Origin of the sequence: Sphingomonas sp. PvP018, from assembly GCF_017876865.1 — a bacterium.
GTDB classification, from domain to species: Bacteria; Pseudomonadota; Alphaproteobacteria; order Sphingomonadales; family Sphingomonadaceae; genus Sphingomonas; species Sphingomonas aerolata.
In genome coordinates this window covers 1,359,722-1,383,188 of record NZ_JAGIOU010000001.1, presented here as the reverse complement: position 1 = coordinate 1,383,188, position 23,467 = coordinate 1,359,722, and the positions used below count along the sequence as shown (strand labels likewise).

Annotated in this window: 17 protein-coding genes and 1 tRNA gene; 14 read left to right on the top strand and 4 right to left on the bottom strand. The window is 66.7% G+C overall.

Annotation, left to right across the window (positions count from 1 at the left end):
* The first annotated feature begins 41 nt into the window (after window positions 1–41).
* The 4 genes from J3A66_RS05845 to J3A66_RS05830 all read left to right on the top strand — a co-directional run bounded on the left by J3A66_RS05845 (window position 42) and on the right by J3A66_RS05830 (window position 4,320).
* The gene (locus tag J3A66_RS05845) at window positions 42–731 is read left to right on the top strand and encodes an ATP-dependent Clp protease proteolytic subunit (protein WP_031396413.1); all 690 of its coding nucleotides are present in this window, start codon (window positions 42–44) and stop codon (window positions 729–731) included.
* A gap of 108 nt (window positions 732–839) precedes the next feature.
* A complete protein-coding gene (gene clpX, locus J3A66_RS05840) occupies window positions 840–2,105 on the top strand; it encodes an ATP-dependent Clp protease ATP-binding subunit ClpX (protein WP_031396414.1) in 1,266 nt (421 codons plus the stop codon).
* Window positions 2,106–2,374: 269 nt separating this feature from the next.
* Window positions 2,375–3,505, top strand: a complete 1,131-nt coding sequence (locus J3A66_RS05835) for an ionic transporter y4hA (protein ID WP_209567714.1) — start codon at window positions 2,375–2,377, stop codon at window positions 3,503–3,505.
* A gap of 179 nt (window positions 3,506–3,684) precedes the next feature.
* A complete protein-coding gene (locus J3A66_RS05830; protein WP_348634000.1) occupies window positions 3,685–4,320 on the top strand; it encodes a DUF4198 domain-containing protein in 636 nt (211 codons plus the stop codon).
* A gap of 30 nt (window positions 4,321–4,350) precedes the next feature.
* Here the strand turns inward: J3A66_RS05830 and J3A66_RS19215 are convergent, their stop codons facing one another.
* Both J3A66_RS19215 and J3A66_RS05820 read right to left on the bottom strand, forming a co-directional pair.
* Window positions 4,351–4,665 carry a hypothetical protein gene (locus tag J3A66_RS19215; protein ID WP_245336710.1) on the bottom strand — a complete coding sequence of 105 codons (315 nt, stop codon included), beginning with the start codon at window positions 4,663–4,665 and terminating at the stop codon, window positions 4,351–4,353.
* Entirely contained in the window at window positions 4,662–6,398 is a 1,737-nt protein-coding gene (locus J3A66_RS05820; protein ID WP_209567712.1) for a M1 family metallopeptidase, read from the bottom strand. The genes J3A66_RS19215 and J3A66_RS05820 overlap by 4 nt, the downstream gene beginning before the upstream one ends.
* A gap of 198 nt (window positions 6,399–6,596) precedes the next feature.
* Here J3A66_RS05820 and lon point away from each other — a divergent pair, with 198 nt between their 5' ends.
* The 5 genes from lon (at window position 6,597) to ahpF (ending at window position 12,128) form a co-directional block, all read left to right on the top strand.
* The gene (gene lon / locus J3A66_RS05815) at window positions 6,597–8,990 is read left to right on the top strand and encodes an endopeptidase La (protein ID WP_056680308.1); all 2,394 of its coding nucleotides are present in this window, start codon (window positions 6,597–6,599) and stop codon (window positions 8,988–8,990) included.
* A 173-nt stretch (window positions 8,991–9,163) separates the two neighbouring features.
* Window positions 9,164–9,436: an HU family DNA-binding protein gene (locus J3A66_RS05810; RefSeq protein ID WP_031438963.1), complete on the top strand. Its 273-nt coding sequence runs from the start codon at window positions 9,164–9,166 to the stop codon at window positions 9,434–9,436.
* Window positions 9,437–9,509: 73 nt separating this feature from the next.
* Window positions 9,510–9,584, top strand: a tRNA-Val gene (locus J3A66_RS05805).
* A gap of 188 nt (window positions 9,585–9,772) precedes the next feature.
* Window positions 9,773–10,336, top strand: a complete 564-nt coding sequence (gene ahpC / locus J3A66_RS05800) for an alkyl hydroperoxide reductase subunit C (RefSeq protein WP_031396422.1) — start codon at window positions 9,773–9,775, stop codon at window positions 10,334–10,336.
* 208 nt (window positions 10,337–10,544) lie between these two features.
* On the top strand, window positions 10,545–12,128 hold the full coding sequence (ahpF, locus tag J3A66_RS05795; RefSeq protein WP_107932362.1) for an alkyl hydroperoxide reductase subunit F: 1,584 nt from the start codon (window positions 10,545–10,547) through the stop codon (window positions 12,126–12,128).
* A gap of 279 nt (window positions 12,129–12,407) precedes the next feature.
* Here the strand turns inward: ahpF and J3A66_RS05790 are convergent, their stop codons facing one another.
* Window positions 12,408–12,743, bottom strand: coding sequence for a DUF6481 family protein (locus J3A66_RS05790; protein ID WP_031396424.1), 336 nt, complete (start codon window positions 12,741–12,743; stop codon window positions 12,408–12,410).
* 328 nt (window positions 12,744–13,071) lie between these two features.
* Between J3A66_RS05790 and J3A66_RS05785 the strand changes: the two genes are divergently transcribed.
* A complete protein-coding gene (locus J3A66_RS05785; protein ID WP_031438961.1) occupies window positions 13,072–14,691 on the top strand; it encodes a hypothetical protein in 1,620 nt (539 codons plus the stop codon).
* A 95-nt stretch (window positions 14,692–14,786) separates the two neighbouring features.
* Window positions 14,787–17,603 carry a TonB-dependent receptor gene (locus tag J3A66_RS05780; RefSeq protein ID WP_209567710.1) on the top strand — a complete coding sequence of 939 codons (2,817 nt, stop codon included), beginning with the start codon at window positions 14,787–14,789 and terminating at the stop codon, window positions 17,601–17,603.
* Between the two features lie 254 nt (window positions 17,604–17,857).
* On the opposite strand, the gene J3A66_RS05775 is transcribed toward J3A66_RS05780, so the two are convergent.
* Window positions 17,858–18,544, bottom strand: coding sequence for a 2OG-Fe(II) oxygenase (locus tag J3A66_RS05775; protein WP_209567708.1), 687 nt, complete (start codon window positions 18,542–18,544; stop codon window positions 17,858–17,860).
* A gap of 142 nt (window positions 18,545–18,686) precedes the next feature.
* Between J3A66_RS05775 and J3A66_RS05770 the strand changes: the two genes are divergently transcribed.
* The 3 genes from J3A66_RS05770 to J3A66_RS05760 all read left to right on the top strand — a co-directional run bounded on the left by J3A66_RS05770 (window position 18,687) and on the right by J3A66_RS05760 (window position 23,463).
* Window positions 18,687–19,514: a type II secretion system protein N gene (locus tag J3A66_RS05770; RefSeq protein ID WP_209567706.1), complete on the top strand. Its 828-nt coding sequence runs from the start codon at window positions 18,687–18,689 to the stop codon at window positions 19,512–19,514.
* 65 nt (window positions 19,515–19,579) lie between these two features.
* Complete coding sequence (gene gspD / locus J3A66_RS05765) at window positions 19,580–21,823, top strand: type II secretion system secretin GspD (RefSeq protein WP_209567704.1); 2,244 nt, start codon at window positions 19,580–19,582, stop codon at window positions 21,821–21,823.
* Window positions 21,820–23,463 (top strand): ATPase, T2SS/T4P/T4SS family, encoded by a 1,644-nt coding sequence (locus J3A66_RS05760; protein ID WP_209567702.1) that lies wholly within the window; start codon window positions 21,820–21,822, stop codon window positions 23,461–23,463. The genes gspD and J3A66_RS05760 overlap by 4 nt, the downstream gene beginning before the upstream one ends.
* Window positions 23,464–23,467 lie beyond the last annotated feature (4 nt).

Genomic DNA, 23,467 nt, shown 5'->3' with positions numbered 1-23,467 from the left:
CGCCGATGTTGGCGGTTCACTGGGGCATAAGAGAGATTTCCATGCACAATCCGTTCGAGACCGGCGATTTCGCGAGCCCGTTGGCCAGCGCCGGGCTCGGCCTGCAGCAGACGCAAGCAGGCCTTGTTCCCATCGTTATCGAGCAGTCGAACCGCGGTGAGCGCTCGTTCGACATCTTCTCGCGCCTGCTCCGCGAGCGCATCATCTTCGTGACCGGTGGCGTCGAGGACGGCATGGCCTCGCTGATCACCGCGCAGCTCCTCTTCCTCGAGTCCGAGAACCCGAAGAAGGACATCTTCATGTACATCAACTCGCCGGGCGGTGTCGTCACGGCGGGCATGGCGATCCATGACACGATGCGGTATATCCGTCCGCGCGTCGGCACGGTGTGCATCGGCCAGGCCGCCTCGATGGGCAGCTTCCTGCTCGCGAGCGGTGAGCCCGGCATGCGCGTCGCGATGACCAACGCACGGATCATGATCCATCAGCCATCGGGCGGTGCACAGGGCATGGCGAGCGACATCGAAATCCAGGCGCGCGAGATCCTGCGCATTCGCAAGCGGATGAACGAGCTCTATTCGCAATACACCGGTCAGCCGATCGAGGAAATCGAACGCCGGATGGACCGCGACACCTTCCTCGAAGCGAACGAGGCGAAGGATTTCGGTCTGGTCGACGAGGTTTTCGACAAGCGTCCCGCCCCCGCGGACGACGCGGCGAAGCCTGCATAAGGCGAATCGTAAGCCTAGCGGGTTTATTTGATTGTAGGATATCCGGGGTGCGTTACGATGACCGCCCCGGAAACGGCACGCGCACCGACATGCGCGAGAGGTGATTGAATGACGAAGCTGAGCGGTGGCGACTCGAAGAGCACCCTCTATTGCTCGTTCTGCGGCAAGTCGCAGCACGAGGTGCGCAAGCTGATCGCCGGGCCGACGGTCTTCATCTGCGACGAGTGCGTCGAGCTATGCAACGACATCATCCGTGAGGAAACGAAGTCGGCGCTGGTGTCCAAGAAGGACGGCGGCGTGCCGACTCCGCAGGAGATTTGCGACGTCCTCGACGATTATGTGATCGGTCAGAAGCGCGCCAAGCGCGTCCTGTCGGTGGCGGTGCACAATCACTACAAGCGGCTTAACCACGGCGCCAAGGGTGCCGATGTCGAGCTGTCCAAGTCGAACATCCTGCTCGTCGGGCCGACCGGTTGCGGCAAGACGCTGCTCGCACAAACGCTCGCCCGCATCCTCGACGTGCCGTTCACGATGGCCGATGCGACGACGCTGACCGAAGCCGGCTATGTCGGCGAGGATGTCGAGAACATCATCCTAAAGCTGCTCCAGGCTTCCGACTATAATGTCGAGCGGGCACAGCGCGGGATCGTCTATATCGATGAGATCGACAAGATCAGCCGTAAGGCCGAGAATCCCTCGATCACGCGCGACGTGTCGGGTGAAGGCGTGCAGCAGGCACTGCTCAAGTTGATGGAAGGCACGACCGCGAGCGTTCCGCCCCAGGGTGGTCGCAAGCATCCGCAGCAGGAATTCCTGCAGGTGGACACGACGAACATCCTGTTCATCTGCGGCGGTGCATTTTCGGGTCTCGAGAAGATCATCGGCGATCGTCTGCAGGGCAAGTCGATCGGCTTCGGCGCGTATGTTGCCGGGCCGGACGAGCGCAAGACCGGCGAGACGCTGAAGTCGGTCGAGCCTGAGGATCTGTTGAAGTTCGGGCTCATCCCCGAGTTCGTCGGTCGTCTGCCGGTGATCGCGACGCTCGAGGATCTCGACGTCGACGCGCTGGTGAAGATCCTGAAAGAGCCGAAGAACGCGCTGGTCAAGCAGTACCAGAAGCTGTTCGAGATGGAGGACGTCGCGCTCGGTTTCACCGACGACGCACTCGTCTCGGTCGCCAAGAAGGGCATCGAACGCAAGACCGGTGCACGCGGGCTTCGCTCGATCCTTGAGAGCATCCTGCTCGACACGATGTTCGACCTGCCCGGCATGGATGGCGTCGACGAGGTGATGATCGACAAGGATGTGATCGAGGGCCGCAAGGAACCGATCCGCGTTTATGCCGAGAAGAAGAAGGCCGGCGACGCGGCCTGATCCGCGGCGACACTGGTGAGGGAGGGGCGTCGAGCGATCGGCGCCCTTTTTTTGTTTCGGGCGCGCGGTGGTTGTACGGCCCGCTCCGTCATCTTGGGCTCGACCCAGGATCCAGGGTGGCGGGGCACGACGTTTGGGGCTCTGGATCCTGACTTTCGTCAGGATGACGTGGCGTGCGTTCGCGGCCGCGCGGGCGGTGGATCGTCAGCGGGACGGACCCTTATCGGGGCGTCGGGCATTCGTTGTCTTAGTGCAACGAGGGAGACCGCATGACGATCGAAGTGGCCGGACAACCGAAGGTAACAGTGGTGGAGACGATGCCGGACCGGCTGGCATTGCCCGTCTGGACGCTGATCGCACCCGGCCTGGGGCTCGTCGCGGTGCTCTTCGGCCTCGCCAAGATGGGGTCGATCGGCACGGCGGCGGCGATCGTGGTGCTGATCGCCAGCGTGCTCGCCGCGGTTCACCATGCCGAGGTCATCGCGCACAAGGTCGGCGAGCCGTTCGGGACGCTCGTGCTGGCGATCGCGGTGACGGTGATCGAGGTGTCGCTGATCGTGTCGCTGATGCTGTCGGATGCCGGCGACGCTGCGGCGCTCGCGCGCGACACGGTGTTCGCCGCGATCATGATCATCCTCAACTTCATCATCGGGCTCTGCCTGCTCGCGGGCGCGGTGCGGCATCACGAACAGCGTTTCACGTTGAAGGGGATGAGCGCGGCGCTGGGCGTGCTGGCGGCGATGTCAGTGCTGTCGCTGATCCTGCCCAACTACACCTCGTCGACGACGGGGCCGACCTATGCGCCGTCGCAATTGGTGTTCGTCGCGATCGTCTCGCTGGTGCTCTACGGGACGTTCGTGCTGGTCCAGACGGTCCGGCATCGCGACTATTTCCTGCCCTCGGCTGACGACATGGAGACGCACGCGCACGCCGCCCCGCCATCGCAGCGCGCGACGGGGATCGCGTTCGGCATGCTGCTCGCCGCACTGGTGTCGGTCGTCCTGCTTGCCAAGACGCTGTCACCGACGATCGAGGCCGCCGTGCTCGGCGCGGGCCTGCCGCTCGCGGTCGTCGGGGTCGTGATCGCCGCGCTGGTGCTCGCGCCCGAGAGCCTGGCCGCGTACAAGGCGGCGCGGCGCAACCGGTTGCAGACCAGCCTCAATCTTGCATTGGGCTCCGCGCTGGCGACGATCGGGCTGACGATTCCGAGCGTCGCGATCGTCTCGCTCGTGCTCGACCTGCCGCTTGCGCTGGGGATCGACGCCAAGGGGATGACGCTGCTCGCACTGTCGCTGTTCGTGGCGACGCTGTCGCTCGGCACCGGACGCACGACCGTGCTGCAGGGCGTCCTCCACCTCGTGATCTTCGCCGCCTATCTGTTCACGACGGTCGTGCCGTAGGGGGCGTATCCGTCACCGGCTTCGTCATCCCGGACTTGATCCGGGACCCAGAGTCGCAGGCAATAGCGCTGTTGGCCCTGGATCCTGACTTTCGAGGATGACGGCTGGGGTGGTATCCGCGAGTGACTTGCATTAGCATCGCCTCAGCGGGTTTCGACCCAATAAGCGGGAGAGCGAATGTGAAGACGGCATGGATGGGCGCAGCGATGCTCGCGCTGATGGCAGCAGGCGCGGCGGATGCGCATGAGGTCTGGGTCGAGCGCGACGGGGCAGGACCCGCGCGGATCTATCTCGGCGAGCCCGCCGAACCGATGCCCACGGGTGGCGATCCCGAATTTGCCAATCTGAAGGCCCCGCGAATCGTCGCGCCCGCCGCGACTGCGCTGGTTCGCAAGGCCGGGTTCCTCGAAGCGCAGCTGCCTGCGGGTGACGTGCATGTCTGGGACGACGACGTGTTCGCGCCCTGGGGTGATCCGGGCAAGCGCGAGGGCATCATCTATTATGCGCGCGCCGGTCGTGCCGATCCGCGCACCAAATTGCCGTTCGAGATCGCACCCGCGACCGCGAACGGGACGCGCTTCGTCCTGACGCGCGAGGGGAAGCCGGTCGCGGGCGCGAAGGTCACGCTGATCTCGCCGACGCGCGTCTCGACCGAGCTGGTTACCGATGGCGCGGGTGCGATCACACCGCCGCTCGTCGAGAAGGGCCGCTATCTGCTGTCCGCCGCCGCCAAGGATATGACAGAGCACCGCCTGCCGCGCGGGCCCGTGACGACGCTCCACCGGATCACGACGACCAGCTTCACGCTCCCCTGAGACCGCGCGCCGGCTTCGTCGCCGGCCGCGTCAGCGCGCGCGTTGCCGGGCGGCGAGTGTGAGGCCCGCGGCGATCTGGACGACGGCATAGAGGCGGCGGCGGCCCGGGCGGTCGACGAACGGCTGGACCAGCGCCTCGGTGCCGAGCGCGTCCTCCTTCCACAGATCGACGTGGCGCCGCGGCTGGAGCAGCCCGAGCAGCCCGTCGCCGACCATGAAGATCGCCGCCATCTCCGCGGCGCGGGCGGGCCACAGGTTCTTTTGCGCACGCAGGAGCCCAGGGTCAGGCGCGCCGACGCTCGTGGCTCCTGGGCCGCCGCCTTCAAGGGGGAACGGATCGGTCATTGCGGTTTCGCCTTCGCTGCCTGTGCGGATTTCCACGTGGCCACCTCCTCGAGCGCGATGCTCCGGCGCAGGACCAGCGCATCGGGGTCGATCACGACATTCGCGCCCTTCGGCACGGCGAGCGTCGCGTTACCCGTGGTCATCGGCAGCGTCCGCGTCTTGCCGTCGACCTGCACCTCGACCGGCAGCGGGAAGCGGCCATTGCCCGGCACCTTCCACGCCAGCGTCAGCGTGGTGCCGGTACGTGTCTCGATCAGCTCGGGCAGCGCCGCCTGGCGAAGGTACACGTCGAAGAACCAGCCATAATCCTTGCCGGTGACGCGGCGGACGATCGCCTCGTACTCCTTGGTCGAGCCGAAGCGGGGGGTGAAGTTGCCGGGCTTCGGATCGGGGCGGCCATAGACTGCGCGGCGCGTCACGTCGAAAAAGGCGGTGTCGCCGATCAGGTTGCGCAGCGTGTGCAGCATCCACGACCCCTTGTTGTAGATGTCCTGCCCGGCACCGCCCTTGTCGAGCTCGTACACCTCCTCCTCGGTGGTGATGCGCTGCTGGGTCATCGGCATGCGGTTCATGATCGCCCCGCGCTCACCCTGCAGCATCGTCGCATAGCGCGCGCGGCCCTCGCGCCACTGGCCATAGAGCGGCTGCATATAGGTGCCATAGCCCTCGTGCAGCCAGTAATCGTCCCAGTTGGCGGCGGTCAGCTGATTGCCGAACCATTCATGCGCGAACTCGTGCTGGAACAGCCAGTCGAACCCCTCGGGCGCCTTGGCATAGTCGTTGCCGTACGCATTGATCGTCTGGTGCTCCATGCCCTTGTGCGGGGTCTCGACGACGCCCAGCTTCTCGTCGCCGAACGGGTAGGGGCCGATCATGCTCTCGAAAAAGTCGAGCGTCGGTGCGAATTCGGCGAACAGCTTTTCCGCCTGCGGCTTCTCGCCGGGCAGATACCAGTAGAACATCGGAATGCTGTTGCCGAAGCGGCTCTTATAGGTGCCGCGGACCTCCTCATACGGCCCGACATTCAGCGCGATGCCGTAGGTGTTGGGGTGCTTGGCGCGCCAGTTCCAGGTGGTGCGGCCGTCGGCGAACGTGTCGACGCCGACCAGCACGCCGTTCGACGGCGCCTTCAGCCCCTTGGGCACGGTGATGTGAAGATCGACCAACGCAGGTTCGCCGGTCGGGAAATCGAGGCACGGCCAGAACAGGTCGCAGCCATAGCCCTCCGCCGTCGTCGCGAACCAGGTGCGCCCGTCGGGGGTCTTCGACCAGACCATGCCGTCGTCCCACGGCGCCTTCACCGCGACATGCGGCGTGCCGCCATAAGTGATCGTCGCGGTCACCTTCCCGCCCGCCGGCACCGGCCGGGGCAGGGTGATCGTCAGCCGCCCCTCCGGATTGGTCCAGGCGGAGGCGGGCAGCGCGACGCCGTCGATCGCGATGGCGCTCACCGGCAGGTTGCGGTCGAGATCGATCGGCAGCCGCGCGATCGGCGCACGCGCGGTGAAGCGCAGCGTCGCGACGCCGTTCAGCCGCTGCGCATCGGGCAGCACCTCGAAGGCGAGATCGGCATGGTCGAACTGCAGCGCGGTCTGTTCGGGGGTGAGCACGCCCCCCGAACGCTGCGTCTGCGCGGTGATCGCGGGTTCGCCCTTGCGCGGCAGCTGCGCGGAGGCCGGGGGGATGGCGAGCAGCGCGGTGCAGCTGGCGGCGAGGAGGAGGCGCAGGATCATGCGGCGCGTTCTCGCGCGGTGGTCGGATCGATACAAGAGCGATAGGCGCACCCGTGATAGGACGGCATGGTGTGACGGAGTCCCGGACCGTGTGTGGGGGCGGTTCGGCGATTACGTAGCCCGGCGATTGATGGATCCGCCATCCTCACCATATAATGAGCTGACGCCGACCTTGTTCGGTCCGGTACCGGAGCTTGCATGACCCACTATCCCGTTCTTCCGCTACGCGACATCGTCGTGTTTCCGCACATGATCGTTCCGCTGTTCGTCGGCCGCGAGAAATCGGTCGCGGCGCTCGAGGCGGCGATGGCGGCAGAAAAGGAGATCTTTCTGGTCGCGCAGCTCGACCCGGCGGAGGACGATCCCGCGCGCGACGATCTCTACACAATGGGCGTGACCGCGACCGTGCTCCAGCTGCTCAAGCTGCCCGATGGTACGGTGCGCGTGCTGGTCGAGGGCAAGGTCCGCGCGACGCTCGAGACGCTCGACGAGAGCGGCGACTTCCTCACCGCCGAAGTCGCGACGGTCGCCGATGCCGAGGTCGAGGGTCCCGAGATCGCGGCGCTGATGCGTTCGGTCGTCGACCAGTTCGAGAATTACGCCAAGCTCAACCGCAAGCTGCCCGCCGAGACCGCGACCCAGCTGTCCGAGATCACCGAGGCCGCCCGGCTGTCCGATGCCGTAGTTGCCAACATCCAGATCAAGGTCGCCGACAAGCAGGCGATGCTGATGCAGACCGACCCCGCCAAGCGCCTCGAAATGGCGTTTGCGGCGATGGAGGGCGAGCTCGGCGTCCTGCAGGTCGAGAAGAAGATCAAGAGCCGCGTCAAGCGCCAGATGGAGAAGACGCAGCGCGAATATTATCTCAACGAGCAGTTGAAGGCGATCCAGCGCGAGCTCGGCAACGAGGGTGACGAGGGCGAAGGCGACGAGATCGCCGAGCTGACGCAGAAGATCGCGACGCTCAAGATGAGCAAGGAAGCGCGCTCCAAGGCGACCGCCGAGCTCAAGAAACTGAAGACGATGGCGCCGATGAGCGCCGAGGCGACGGTCGTGCGCAACTATCTCGACGTGCTGCTGGGGCTGCCCTGGGGCAAGAAGTCGAAGATCAAGAAGGACATCTCGGCGGCCCAGGCGGTGCTCGACGAGGATCACTATGCGCTCGAGAAGGTCAAGGACCGGATCATCGAATATCTCGCGGTCCAGGCGCGCACCAACAAGCTGAAGGGGCCGATCCTGTGTCTCGTCGGGCCTCCGGGCGTCGGCAAGACCTCGCTCGGCAAGTCGATCGCAAAGGCGACGGGTCGCGAGTTCATCCGCCAGTCGCTGGGCGGCGTGCGCGACGAGGCCGAGATTCGCGGTCATCGCCGCACCTATATCGGCTCGCTGCCGGGCAAGATCGTCACCAACCTGAAAAAGGCGGGGGCGTCGAACCCGCTGTTCCTGCTCGACGAGATCGACAAGCTCGGCCAGGATTTCCGCGGTGATCCCGCGTCGGCGCTGCTCGAGGTGCTCGACCCCGAGCAGAACGGCAAGTTCCAGGATCATTATCTCGAGATCGACCTCGATCTGTCCGACGTGATGTTCGTGACGACCGCGAACACGCTCAACCTGCCGCAGGCGCTGCTCGACCGGATGGAGATCATCCGCCTCGAGGGCTATACCGAGGACGAGAAGGTCGAGATTGCCGAGCGGCATCTGATCGCGAAGCAGATCGAAGCGCATGGCCTGAAGGACGGCGAGTTCATCCTGACACAGGAGGGCCTGCGCACGCTGATCCAGCAATATACCCGCGAGGCGGGCGTGCGTACGCTCGAACGCGAGATCGCCAAGCTCGCGCGCAAGGCGCTGCGCCGGATACTCGAGGGCAAGGCGACGAGCGTGACGATCACGCCCGACAACATCGCCGAGTTCGCGGGCGTGCAGAAATATCGCCACGGCCTGTCCGAGACGGAGAACCAGATCGGCGCGGTCACCGGACTCGCCTGGACCGAGGTCGGCGGCGAGTTGCTGACGATCGAAAGCGTCACCGTGTCGGGCAAGGGCGCGGCGAAGCTGACGGGGACGCTCGGCGACGTGATGAAGGAGTCGATCGAGACCGCGTTCAGCTACGTCAAGGCGCGTGCGCCGAGCTATGGCATCAAGCCGTCGCTGTTCAACCGCAAGGACATCCACATCCATCTGCCCGAAGGCGCGACGCCCAAGGACGGGCCGTCGGCGGGCGTCGGGATCGTCACGTCGATCGTCTCGACGATGACCGGCGTGCCGGTCCGGCGCGAGGTGGCGATGACCGGCGAGGTGACGCTGCGCGGCCGCGTGCTGCCGATCGGCGGGCTGAAGGAGAAGCTGCTCGCGGCGCTGCGCGGCGGGATCACCACCGTGCTCATCCCGCAGGAGAATGAAAAGGACCTCGCGGACATCCCGGCGAACATCAAGGAGGGGCTGAAGATCATCCCCGTCAGCCATGTCGACGAAGTGTTGCGGCTTGCGCTGACCGAGCCGCTCGAGGCGATCGAGTGGACCGACGCGGACGAGCTGGCGGCATTGCCGCCCGCGCCGATCCCGCCGGTCGGGGGTGGTCTTCACCACTGAGCGCATCCGGCGCGGTATTTCGCCGCGTCACGATGGCCGTTACCGAACCGCGCGGTTAGAGCGTCGCGCGGCGGTTTCGTTTGACAGCAGACGATACCGCCGCGTTACTGCCTGGAGATTGGCGCCGCGATTCCATCGCTGCCGATTCGGTATTTGTTTGGGGGATTAACTGTATGAACAAGCAGGAACTGATCGCGACGGTCGCGGACACGTCGGGGCTGGTCAAGGGCGATGCGGTCAAGGCCGTCGAAGCCGTTTTCGACGCGATTTCGGCCGCGCTGAAAAAGGGCGAGGAAGTCCGGCTGGTCGGGTTCGGCACCTTCTCGGTCTCGAAGCGCAAGGCCTCGACGGGACGCAACCCGCGCACGGGCGAGCCGATGACGATCAAGGCGTCGACCCAGCCCAAGTTCAAGGCGGGCAAGGGGCTGAAGGATTCGGTCAACTGATCGACCGATCGTGACCGACAGGGCTGGACAGCGCGGCACGCCGCGCTTAAAGGCCCGCTTCCGAACCAGTTTCGGGCGCGTAGCTCAGCGGTAGAGCACACCCTTCACACGGGTGGGGTCACAGGTTCAATCCCTGTCGCGCCCACCAGATTTACGCCGGTCCTCTCCATTGCGAGCGGGCCGGCGTTTCTGTTTCTGAAAGTCTTTCAGTGTCTTAGTCGATCTTTGGCGCCTCTGTGATCGACTGCGTGAATGTACTAGATCGGCATTCTGCATTTCACGCTGCGCCGCAGCATCCCATATATGATGCGTCGCACAAATTTGAGGAGCTACCCCATGTCGATCATCGGCACCCAGCTGAAGCCGTTCACCACCCAGGCCTATCGCCAGGGCAAGTTCATCGAGGTGTCGGACGCCGACGTCACGGGCAAGTGGGCGGTCTTCTTCTTCTACCCGGCCGATTTCACGTTCGTCTGCCCGACCGAACTCGAGGACCTGGCCGACAATTATGCCGCGTTCCAGAAGATGGGCGTAGAGGTCTACAGCGTGTCGACCGACACGCATTTCTCGCACAAGGCCTGGCACGACACGTCGCCGGCGATCGGCAAGATCGATTACACGATGCTGGGCGATCCGTCGGGCACCATCACGCGCAACTTCGACGTGATGCGCGAAGGCCAGGGCCTGGCCGATCGTGGCACCTTCGTCGTCGACCCGCAGGGTGTGATCCAGCTGATGGAGATCACCTCGGAAGGCGTCGGCCGCAACGCGATGGAGCTGCTGCGCAAGGTCAAGGCCGCACAATATATCGCAGCGCACCCCGGCGAGGTCTGCCCCGCCAAGTGGGAAGAGGGTGAGACCACGCTTGCCCCGTCGCTCGATCTCGTCGGCAAGATCTGAGCCACTGACGGAGCCGGTCGCCCGGCTTCGTTACCAAAGGGGGAGGGGTTCGCTCCTTCCCCGGCCTGCCGGACTTCGGTCTGGCAGCCACCCTGCCGCATGACGCCCCGATGTCGTGCGGCACGGTGGACCCCGGACCCGGTCCGGGGTGACGATTTTCGCGACGGCAGCCCGCCGCGCGTCCCTTTCACCAGACAGGAGAGCGTCCGTGCTCGATGTGAACCTTACCGCGCAGCTAAAGACCTATCTGGCGAACATCGTCCAGCCGATCGAACTCGTCGCCTCGCTCGACGACGGCGCCAAGTCGCGAGAGCTTGAGGGCCTGCTGACCGAGATCGCGGCGCTGTCCGATTCGGTGACGATGGTACGCAAGGACGACGACAAGCGCCGCCCGTCTTTCATGATCCGCCGCGCCGGGACCGATATCGGCGTGCGCTTCGCGGGCATCCCGATGGGGCATGAGTTCACTTCGCTGGTGCTCGCACTGCTGCAGGTCGGCGGGCATCCGTCGAAGCTGACGCAGGAAGTGATCGAGCAGGTCCGCGGGCTCGACGGCGATTTCGCGTTCGAGACCTATTTCTCGCTCAGCTGCCAGAACTGCCCCGAGGTGGTCCAGGCGCTGAACCTGATGAGCGTGATCAACCCTCGGATCAGCCATGTCGCGATCGAGGGCGGCGTGTTCCAGGACGAGGTCACGAACCGTAACATCCTGTCGGTGCCGGCGATCTTCCTCAACGGCGAGCCGTTCGCGCAAGGCCGGATGAGCGTCGAGCAGGTCGTCGCTAAGCTCGACACGGGCAGCACCGCGCGCGCGGCGGAGAAGATCGCGGGCAAGGATCCGTTCGACGTGCTCGTCGTCGGTGGCGGCCCCGCCGGCGCGGCGGCGGCGATCTATGCCGCGCGCAAGGGCATCCGCACCGGCATCGCGGCCGAGCGCTTCGGCGGTCAGGTGCTCGACACCATGTCGATCGAGAACTTCATCTCGGTCGCGCATACCGAGGGGCCCAAGCTCGTCGCGCACATGGAGCAGCATGTCGCCGAATATGGCGTCGACGTGATGAACCTGCAGACCGCGAGCAAGCTGATCCCCGCGACCCAGGTCGGCGGCCTGCACGAGGTGCAGCTTGCGAGCGGCGCGTCGCTGAAGGCTCGAACCGTGATCCTGTCGACCGGTGCGCGCTGGCGCCAGATGAACGTGCCGGGCGAGGAGGCGTATCGCAACAAGGGCGTGACCTATTGCCCGCATTGCGACGGCCCGCTGTTCAAGGGCAAGCGTGTCGCGGTGATCGGCGGCGGCAATAGCGGCGTCGAGGCGGCGATCGACCTGGCGGGCCTCGTCGCGCATGTCACGCTGATCGAGTTCGACAGCGACCTGCGCGCGGATGCGGTGCTCCAGCGCAAGCTCGCCAGCCTGCCCAACGTCAAGGTCGTCACCTCGGCGATGACCACCGAGGTGCTCGGCGACGGCAAGCAGGTGACGGGGCTCAGCTACAAGGACCGCAACCACGACACGCTGCATCAGGTCGAGCTCGAGGGGATCTTCGTCCAGATCGGCCTGGTGCCTAACACCGAATGGCTGACCGACACGGTCGCGCTGACGATGCGCGGCGAGATCGAGGTCGATCACCGCGGCGAGACGTCGATCCCCGGCGTGTTCGCGGGCGGCGACGTGACGACGGTTCCGTTCAAGCAGATCGTGATCGCGATGGGCGAAGGCTCGAAGGCAGCGCTGGCGGCATTCGACTACATGATCCGGCTCGCACCCGAAGAGCAGGACGCACTCGCAGCCTGAGGGCGGGGGGCTTCTCCCCCGTCCGTCATCCCGGACCCAGGGTCACGCGCGTTGGCGTTCGTGGCTCTGGGTCCTGACGTTCGTCAGGATGACAGGTGTGAGTGTGGGATGCGCTTCCCTCTTTCGTCATCCCGGACTTGATCCGGGACCCAGAGTTGCAGGCGTTGGCGCTTATGGCTCTGGGTCCTGACGTTCGTCCGGATGACGGTAAGGCGAGGCGCCGACCAAAAATCCCGGCGGCACAAAAGAAAAAGGCCGGGGAAATCCCCGGCCGTTTCCTCACTTCTTCTTGGCTTTGCGCGCCGCATATTTGGCGTCGCGGAGCGCCTTCTTGTCGGCGTCGGACATTTGCGACTTGGCTTCGGCCTCGAGCGCACGGGCTGCGGCTTCGGCAGCGGCGGCCTTCTTGGCGGCCTTGGCCTCCTCTTCGGCATCGCGCTTGGCCTGGCGCTTGGCGCGCTCGGCCTCCTCCTTGGCGGCGCGGGCGGCGGCGCGTTCGGCGGCGACCGCCGGATCGATCGCAGGCTTGGCGCGCAGTTTCTCGAGCGCCTTCAGCTTCGCGTCGTTCGCAGAGGCGGTACGTTCCTGAAAACCGGGGTCCTTGAAAGAGGCCATACTCGTCGAAAATTCCTGTAATCGCGGTGAAATCCGCGGGATTGCCCGGATAAGGGCCTTGCTAGCGTCCGTGCCCCTTAAATCATTGTGCCGCGCAGCGAAAGCGGGGTGATGCACCCCGGGTCCCCGCGATACCGTCCGTCGTCGTCCCGCCTCGGCTCGGCGCGTACCTCGCGGCCCCGGTGTCACATTGCTGAAACACCGCCGTCACTCAGCCGTCATCGAAACCGCATCTCGCTGTCATCTACGCCGCCTAACCGCCGTTGAGAGATCGGCAGGGGGACCCGAGTCGATCCACGCAATCAATGATCGACCGGGAGTTCCGTGAATGACCAGCTTCAAGCGCATCGGCCTTATCCTGCTGACCAGCACCGCCTGTGCGGCGCTGTCGGCATGCGGAGGCGCGGACAGCGTCGCGTCGCCGGGTGCGGGTACCATCGTGATCCCGCCGGCAACGCCGACCCCGACGCCGACCCCCACGCCGACGCCGACGCCCAGCGCGATCACCGCGGCACAGTTCGCTGCCCCGACCACGGTCAACACCATCACGATCACGCCTGACGAGCAGCTCGCGGTCGTCAACGCCGGCACGAACAACAATGTCAGCGGCGTCAGCACCGGCCTGAACGGCCTGTATCCGACCTCGGCGACGTCGCTCACCACGCCGATGGATCCGTCGACGCTCAACAGCTTCTTCACCAGCACCAACTTCGTCGGCGCGCTCAACGGCCCGACCGACACCGCGTTCCAGGGCTGGACCTGCAACTCGACCTCGGCCGAATTCGGCGGCTCGGGCGCACGCTGCACCGCGGTGCCTTCGGTCGGCGCGGTCACCGCGACGAGCGTCTGCCCGACCGGCACGACCGATGACGGCCTGGTCGCGACGTTCCGCGCCTGCCGTCTGCCGACCGTGATCAGCGGCACGCTGACGCTGCCGAAGATCGCCGGCGTCTTCTATCGCCTGCGCGGCCAGACCGAGATCGGCACCGATGTCGGCACGACCGGTGCGGACAATGGCGCGATCCTCAACATCGAGGCCGGCGTCGTGATCGCCGCGGATTCGAGCGAGACGACCAACGACCTGCTGATCGTCAACCGCGGGTCGAAGATCAACGCGGTCGGCACCGCCACCGCCCCGATCGTCTTCACCTCGCAGCAGAACCTGGCGTCGAACGGCGTCAGCGACGCGACGCAGGGCCAGTGGGGCGGAATCGTCATGCTCGGCCGCGCACCGGTCGCGGTCTGCGCCACCGGCACCGGCCCGAACAATGCCGCCGGCAGCAGCACGACCTGCCAGCAGGCGATCGAGGGTGTCACCGGGCGCTTCTATGGCGGCCCGACGGCCGCCGACAGCAGCGGCACGATGCAGTACGTCCAGATCCGCTACAGCGGCATCGCGATCAGCGACGGCAACGAGCTGCAGGGCCTGACGCTCGGCGGGACCGGCTCGGGCACCACGCTCAACCACATCCAGAGCCACAATTCGGCGGATGACGGCATCGAGATCTTCGGCGGCACGAGCAACCTGAAGTATATCGCGATCACCGGCGCGGACGATGACGGCTTCGATATCGACAATGGCTATCGCGGCTTCATCCAGTTCATGATCGCCGCCCAGCGCACACTCGGTGCGACCGCCGACTCCTTCTCGACCGAGATCGATTCGAACAATGCCGAGGACCTGCTGCCGCGCACATTCGGCCGCTACGCCAACTTCACCTTCATTCAGACGGCGCTGGCCCCGGCCGCGATCCGCTTGCGTGGTGGTGCGGACATGACCTTCGTCAACGGCGTGGTGAAGACTCCGGCGAACGTCGCCTGCGTCAACATGATCGCGGGCGAGCAGACGACGGGCGGCCGCACGACGGTCCGGCCGGCGGATGCCGCGCTGCAGGACGTCGGACCGCCCGCGTTCAGCTCGGTCTACTTCGCCTGCCAGGGCCGCTGAGGCGGGCGCCAATTGAATGCGCCGTGATGCCGGGGCGGTCCTTGGGGGACCGTCCCGGCATTCGCCTATGACTTTACGAATCGGGATTACAGGCCATGTCCAAGCGCCGCGCCTACGGAACACTGCTCCTCCTCACCTCGACGCTGGTCGCGCCCGCCGCGCTCGCGCAGACCGCGCCCGCGCCGGCCGCACCGCCCCGGCCCGCCGCGACGCCGCAGGCCGAGGCGGACCAGGCCAACGCCGCGACGCCGGGCACGACGGCCCAAGAGCAGACCACACAACAGGCCACACCGCAGGCCGCACCCGAAGCCGGCGTCGAGGTCTCGAGCCCGGGCTATGACGCCGCGGCGGGCGAGGACATCGTCGTCGTCGGGCGCAACATCCCGAACACCGTGCGCGCGACCGCACAGATCGTCTCGGTGCTGTCGAGCGCGGACATCGCGCGGACGGGCGAGGGCGACATCGCCGGCGCACTGACGCGCGTCACCGGCCTCAGCGTCGTCGGCGGCGGCTTCGTCTATGTCCGCGGCCTCGGCGATCGCTATTCGTCGTCGCTGCTCAACGGTTCGCCCTTGCCGAGCCCCGAGCCGCTTCGCCGTTCGGTTCCGCTCGACATCTTCCCGACCGCGATCGTCGGCTCGGCGCTGGTCCAGAAGACCTATTCGGTGAACTATCCCGGCGAATTCGGCGGCGGCGTGATCAACCTCACGACCAAGGCGATCCCGGAGAAGAACTTCCTGAGCATCGGCGGGTCGATCTCCGCCGACACCGTGACGACCAGCGAGCTCGGCTATACCTATTATGGCGGCGATGCGGACTGGATCGGCTTCGACGACGGCGCGCGCAAGGTGCCAGCCTTCATCAAGAACGCGCCTGGCGGCACCGGGATCATCCCGACCGACCAGGTCGCGCAGCTCACCAATGCGAACACGACGCTGCTCCAGCGCAACAACCAGCTGCCGGCCAACTGGTCGGGCGAGCTGAGCGGCGGATCGGTGTTCGACTTCGGCTCCGACCGGCTGGGCATCATCGCATCGCTCAGCGCGAGCAACACCTTCCGCACGCGCTCGTCGACGCAGCAGGATTCGGTGTCGACCGACGGCACGCTGCGCAACGATTTCCAGACGCTGCTGACCGACAACCGGATCGTCACCAACGCGCTGATCGGGCTCGGTTACGAGTTCGGCCCGAACACGATCCGCTCGACCACCGTCTATATCCACGACACGCTGAAGCAGGCGCGCGGCTCGTCGGCGACCGTCTACAACAATTCGAGCGGGCTGCGTTTCCAGCAGAACACCAACTGGTTCGAACGCCAGCTGTTCGAGAGCCAGCTGGTCGGCGAGTTCAAGCTGACCGACGCGCTGAAATTCGACGCGCGCGGCGCCTATGCCAATTCGAAGCGCAACGCGCCGTACGAGCGGCAGTTCGACTATCTGTGCTCGGCGACCACCACGACCGGCCTGCCGATCAGCGTCGAGGCACCCAATGGCTCGGACGGCGCGCAGTGCAACGGCGCCTATCAGGTGACCCAGCGCTTCACGCCGTTCGCATCGATCATCTTCAGCGAGCTGAACGAGGATCTGTACACCGGGCAGGGCGACCTGTCGTACAAGCTCGACACCGAGCGGCCGATGACGCTGTCGACCGGCTATTTCTACTCGGACACGAAGCGCAATTCGACGCGCCTCCAGTTCAACTATCAGACCGCCGCGGGCGGCGGCACCGCGCCGGGCTATCCCTACAACCTGCTGCGTCCCGACTATCTGCTCGGGATCGATTCGCTCAACGCGAACCAGATCCAGCTGCAGTTCAGCACGCCGCTCGGCGCCTATGCCTATGATGCGTCGCTGCGCATCCATGCGGGCTATGTCCAGGCCGAGGCCGAGGCGACCGACGGCGTCCGCGCGACGATCGGCGTCCGCTACGAGACCGCCGAGGAGCAGGTGACGCCGATCGGCACGACGACGACGCGGTTGAAGAACGATTATTTCCTGCCCGCCGCGACGCTCACCTATAATTTCGCGAACAACATGCAGCTGCGTGCGAGCGCGTCGAAGACGATCTCGCGCCCGCAGTTCCGCGAGCTCGCGCCGCAGCAGTTCCGCGATCCCGAATCGGATCGGCTGTTCTTCGGTAACCCGCTGCTGAAGGACTCGGAGCTCTACAATCTCGAGGGCCGCTACGAGTGGTTCTTCGCGCGCGACCAGCGCTTCACGCTCGGCGGCTTCTACAAGGAGATCAAGAACCCGGTCGAGCAGGTCGGCTTCTACACCGGCGCGGACGACCGGCTGCAGACCGGCTTCACCAACCTGCCCGAGGCGACGCTGTATGGCGCGGAGGTCGAGCTCCAGAAATATTTCGACCTCGATTTCCTCAACTCGGACTTCTTCGCGACGCGCCGCGCGCTGTTCATCGCCAACTACACCTATTCGAAGTCGTCGATCACCGCGGACAACAGCTGCGTCCCGAACGTGCTCAACCAGACGCTCGGCGGGTGCCAGGCGGGCTTCGGTCCGGCCTCGCTCCAGTTCCGCGACGGCGCGTCGCTGACCGGCCAGTCGGATCATCTGGTCAACGTCCAGGTCGGGCTCGAGGATACGGCGTCGCTGTCGGCGATCACGTTGCTGTTCAACTATGCCAGCAACCGCGTGACCAACCGCGGCCCGTCGAACCTCAGCGGCGTCGGCTTCCAGCCCGACATCATCGAAAAGCCCGGCATCCGCCTCGACCTGGTCGCACGGCAGGGCTTCGAGCTCGTCGGCGGCAAATGGGAGCTGAAGGCCGAAGCGCGCAACCTGACCGGCACGCGGTTCCAGGAAGGCCAGACCTTCGACAATGGCGCGCAGGTGTTCATCAACCGCTACAATCTTGGCCGGGTGTTCACGCTGGGGCTGAGCACGACGTTCTGAGGTCGGGCGGTGGCGGGCTGCCCGGGGGGGCTAGCACCGCCCCGTCATCCCGGCGAAGGCTGGGATCCAGTGTTGCCGGGGACGGCGCTGCTCGGCTCTGGATCCTGGGTCGAGCCCAGGATGACGGGGTGGGGGTGAACGGGGCGCCTGCCACCCGCCCGTCATCCCGGCGGACGCCGGGACCCAGGGTCACGGGCGGACCGCTGCGTGGCTCTGCATCCCGGGTCGCGCCCGCATGCCGCGGTAGGGGGCAGCTACCCCCAGGGGCGCTCGCGGTACCATTTCGTGATGACGTATTTGACGCCGCTGCGGACCTTCATGCCGTGGTGGAGCGTCGCGGGGTTGGGCGTTCCGTCGGGCCGGCGGTTGTTCCAGGCGAGCAGCTTGCCGGTCTCGGGCTGGACGATCTTGTCGATCGCCTTGAACCGCGTCGCGCCGCCCGCCTCGGGCTGGTTGAGATAGACCATCACGGTCCAGGTGCGATTGCCCGCGACGCTGCAATAGCGGTCATAGTCGACACCGGTCGGCTCGAAGTAATCGGTATGGCCCTTGAACTCCTGCCCGACCGCATAACGCTGCCCCTGGAGCGGTTCGCCATAAAGGCCGTCGAGCCCGGTCAGCGCGGCGATCCGCGCCTCGACGTCGGTGACCACCGGATCGGCGGGGTCGAGGTCGCCCGTCTCGCTCGTCCGGTAGCTCGCATCGCCGTTCGAATCGGAAATCGTCGACGGGCGGCGGACGGCGTCGATCCGCTCGAGCAGCGCGGCGCACAGCGCGGGCGGCAGGAAGCCGCGGTTGAGGAACAGCGTCAGCTTGGGGCTCGGCACGCGCTGGACGCCGGGGGCTGCGGTCAGCCGCGCGACGACCGGCTCGGCGGGCAGGCCGCTGCCGAGCGAGACCGGAGAGGGGGCGGGCGGCGTGTCGGTGGAGGGGGTGACCATGATGCTGTTTTGCCGGGCAATCCGTGCTTGCGCCAGCGCGGCATAAATCTATCGCCAGATTGACGCGTAACTGTAACATGGCATGCCTAGCGCCATTGGGGGCGCCAATGGCGGCGGCACCGCGTCGGGAGGGGGTTCGCTCATGCGATTGACGATCGACGCACGTGCGCGCCGTATCCTGCGGCGGCTGCCCGTGATCACGGTATATTCTGCCGCCGAGCTCGCGCTGATGGCGGGGCTGGCGGTGCAATGCGCGCGGCTGATCTGGGTCGCGGTGGCGCCGGTGACCCCGCTCGGCGCGTGGCGCCCGGCGGCGATCGCGCCGGCGGGGGCGAATGGCGACATCCTGCGCAGCTTCGACCCGTTCTTCCGACTGGGCGCGCCCGCCGGCGCCGGACCTGCGACCGTCACCGCGCTGCAGCTGACGCTGTTCGGGACGCGGATCGACGATGCGACGGGTCGGAGCTCGGCGATCATCGCGGGCGCGGACAATGTCCAGACCAGCATCGTCGTCGGCGAGGAGATCCAGCCCGGCGTCCGGCTGAAGGCGGTCGCGTTCGACCATGTCACGATCGATCGCGGCGGCGTCGACGAGGACCTGTTCCTCGACCAGTCCGACGCGGTCGCGCCGGTATCCCCGACCGGCGCAGCGCCGGGTGCGTCGCCTCCGCCGGGCGGCGCGGGCATCGCGATCGGCCAGTTGCGCAGCGAGATCGGCTTCATCCCGCGGATCGACGGCGGCCGCGTCAGCGGGCTGACGGTCCGGTCGCAGGGCTCGGGCAACGCCTTCCGCCAGGCGGGGCTGCGCGACGGCGACATCGTCACCTCGATCGGCGGGCGTCCCGTCACCGGGCCGGGCGATCTCGACCGCATCGCTGCCGACTTCGCGCAGGGCGGCAATGTCCCGATCACCGTCGAACGCGGCAAGGACACGCTGCCGCTCGCCATCACGATCGCGCCCCCGCAATGATCTCCTCCCTGATTCCTATCATGCCGTTCACCGCTTTTCATCCTGACCCCAAGACCAAGGCCGCAATGAAGAAACTAGTTCTCGCCTCGGTCCTCGCGCCCGTCCTCGCGCTGGCGCTCGTCGGCGAAGTGCATGCGCAGACGACGCTCAACGTCCGCGACGCCGATATCCGCGCGTTCATCGCCGATGCCGCCAAGGTCACGGGGCGCACCTTCATCATCGACAACCGGGTGTCGGGAAAGGTGACCGTCGTCACCGACCGGCCGCTCAGCCGGTCCGAATATTTCGAGGTGTTCCTGTCCACGCTGCGCGCCAACGGGCTGGTCGCGGTGCCGACCTCGAACGGGGCGTTCCGCGTGCAGCCGCTCGACAATGCGGCGTCGCAGCCGAGCCGGATCGGCGTCGCGGGGGCGGCGCGCAACAGCTATGTCACCGAGATCATCCGGCTGCGCGCGACCGACGCGGCGAGTGCGGTCGACACCGTCCGGCCGCTGGTCAGCGCGCAGGGGTCGGTCACCGCGAACCGCGGCGGCAACAGCCTGGTGGTGGTCGATTTCGCCGACAATATCCGCCGCATCCGCGAAGTCATCCGCCGGGTCGACACCGACACCTCGTCGACGCGCGTCGTCGCGCTCAAGAATGCGAGCGCGCGCGACATCGCGACCGCGCTGCAGGGCCTGATCGGCACCGGCGGGGCCCCGGGCGGCGCGCAGGGCGGCGGCGCGGGATCGGGGCCGACCGCGTCGGTGGTCGCGGTCGAGGGATCGAACGCGGTCGCGCTGCGCGGCGATCCGACCACGGTCGCGCGGCTGGCGCAGGTCGCTGCCGACCTCGACCAGAAGGCGCGCAACGGCACCGAGATCAAGGTCGTGTTCCTTGAAAACGCCGACGCCGAGCAATTGCTGCCGGTGCTGCAGGAACTGGTCGGCCAGACCCCGACCCAGCCGAGTAGCCAGCCGCTGTCGCGCTCCAATTTCGGCGCGAACAGCAGCAGTGGCAGCAATGGCGGCGGATCGGGCTTTGGCGGTACCCAGCAGGCGCAGGTGAGCCAGCCGGTCCAGTCGAGCGGCGGATCGTCGGGATCGGGCTCTGGCCAGCCCGCGATCACCGCCGCGGGGGGCCGCACCGCCGCGGTCGTCACGCGCTTCATCGGCGCCAACGCGATCGTCATCGCCGCGCCCGCCGAGATTCAGCGTCAGCTCGCCGAGGTGGTCCGCCAGCTCGACACGCGCCGCGAACAGGTGCTCGTCGAGGCGATCGTCGCCGAGGTCTCGGACACGACGGCGCGGACGCTGGGTGCGCAGTTCATCGTCGGCGATCCCAGCGGCGGCGCGTTCGGCGCGTCGACCTTTTCGAACTCCGCGCCGAACATCCTGCAGATCGCAGGTGCGATCGGCGCGACGCAGCTCAACACCTCGACCACGACGACGACGAACACCGACGGCAGCACGACGGTGACGAAGAACACCAGCAGCGCCGCCGACACGCTGCAGCAATCGGCGATCAGCTCGATCCTTGCCGCCACCGGCGGGTTCGGCGGCTTTGGCGGCAAGATCGGCAGCACCTTTTTCGGCGCGATCATCAACGCGGTGAAGAGCGACACGACGTCCAACCTGCTCCAGGTCCCGCACCTCGTCACGCTCGACAATCAGGAGGCGCACAGCCTGGTCGGGCAGGAGATCCCGATCACCACCGGCCAGGCGCTGTCGAACAACTTCGACAACGCGTTCCGCACCACGCAACGCCAGAATGTCGGCATCGAGCTGACCGTCCGCCCGCAGGTGAACTCGAGCGGGACGGTCAAGCTCAACCTGCGGCTCGAGGTCAGTTCGATCGCCGGGCCGGTGTCGAGCGACAATAGCGACCTGATCCTCAACAAGCGCGAGGTCGAGACGGTGCGGACCGTCGACGACGGTCAGATCGCGGTGATCAGCGGCCTGCTCGACGATAACGAGCGCCGGACGATCGAGAAGATCCCGCTGCTCGGCGACCTGCCGGTGCTCGGGCACCTGTTCACGTCAAAGGCGAAGCAGCGGTCGAAGACCAACCTGATGATCTTCATCCGGCCGACGATCCTGCGCACCGCGGGCGACAGCCGGCGGATCACCGAACAGCGTTACGGCTATCTCCGGCTGCAGCAGGGGCTCGCCGAGCCCGAGCGCGAGCCGTCGATCGACCAGCTGGTGCGCGACTACATGGGCGCGGCGCCGCCTATCCCGTCGGGGCCGATCCCCGGGAGCATCGAGGATCCGCGGATCGCGGTGCCGGTGCGCAGCACGAGCACGGTCTTCCGGCCGGTGAAGAAATGATCATCCGCGAGGGGCATGAACTGGGCGATCAAAGCCCCTCCCCTTCAGGGGAGGGGTTGGGGGTGGGGCCTGTCCCAGCAATCGCGGCGCTTGTGGCATCGCCCCACCCCAACCCCTCCCCTGAAGGGGAGGGGCTTGATGTCGCACTCCCCCAGATCACCATCCCCTACGCCTTCGCACGCAAGTTCGGCGTCGTCGTCGACCACACCGACCCCGATTCACAGCTCACGATCGCGATGCGTGCGGGTGCGGACCCGAAGGTGCTGCTCGAACTGCGCCGCTATCTCGGCCGGCCGTTCGCGATCGGCACGGTCGAGGCGCCCGCGTTCGACCGGCTGCTGTCCAACGTCTATGCGATGGACGGCCAGGCCAATGCGCTCGCCGCGGTCGGGATGGGTGACGAGCTCGATCTGCTCGCGGGCGACATGCCGACCGCGGAGGATCTGCTCGACACCGCCGACGATGCGCCCGCGATCCGGCTGATCAACGGGATCATCGCCGACGCCGCACGCAACGGCGTGTCCGACATCCATATCGAGCCGTACGAGACCGGGCTCGTCGTCCGGATGCGCATCGACGGCGTACTGCGCGAGACGTTGCGCATGCCGCCCAACGTCGCGCCGGTCGTTGTCAGCCGGATCAAGGTGATGGCGCGGCTCGACATCGCCGAGCGCCGCGTGCCGCAGGACGGCCGCATGGGGCTGACTTTGGGTGGCAAGCTGCTCGACGTCCGCGTCTCGACGCTGCCGAGCCGCGCGGGCGAGCGCGTGGTGCTGCGTATCCTCGACAAGGAAAATGCGGGGATCGACCTCGAGGCGCTGGGCCTGCCGCCCGCCTTGTTCGCGCTGCTGAACGAGGCGCTGAGCGAGCCGAACGGGATCATCCTCGTCACCGGGCCGACCGGTTCGGGCAAGACCACCTCGCTCTACGCCGCGCTGCGCCTGCTCAACGACGGCAGCCGCAACATCCTCACCGTCGAGGATCCGGTCGAGTACGCGGTCGACGGGGTCGGCCAGACCCAGGTCAATCCGAAGGTCGGGCTGACGTTTGCGGCGGGGCTGCGCGCGATCCTGCGTCAGGATCCCGACGTGGTGATGGTCGGCGAAATCCGCGACCGCGAAACCGCCGAGATCGCGGTGCAGGCGTCGTTGACCGGGCATCTGGTGCTGTCGACCGTCCACACCAACGACGCGATCGGCGCGATCACGCGAATGCGCGACATGAAGGTCGAGAGCTTCCTGCTCGCCTCGACGCTCCGCGCGGTGATCGCGCAGCGGCTGGTGCGGCGGCTGTGTCCGACCTGTCGCAATGCGGTACCCGCATCGGACACGGTCGCACCGCTGCTCGGCATCGCGCCGGACGCGGTGGTGTACGTCGCGCAAGGGTGCGACGACTGCAACCAGACGGGTTACAAGGGTCGGATCGGCGTGTTCGAAGCGGTCCGCATCGACGACACGATCCGCCGCCTGATCAATACCGACGGTGCCGAATCCGACATCACCGCGCATGCCTTTGCCAAATCGCAGAACCTGGCGCAGTCGGCGCGCGAGCTGGTGCTGTCGGGACAGACCACGGCGGAGGAAGCGGTCCGCGTCTCGCGCCGCGACACGACCGAAGTCGTCGAGGTGGCGGCGGCATGACGCC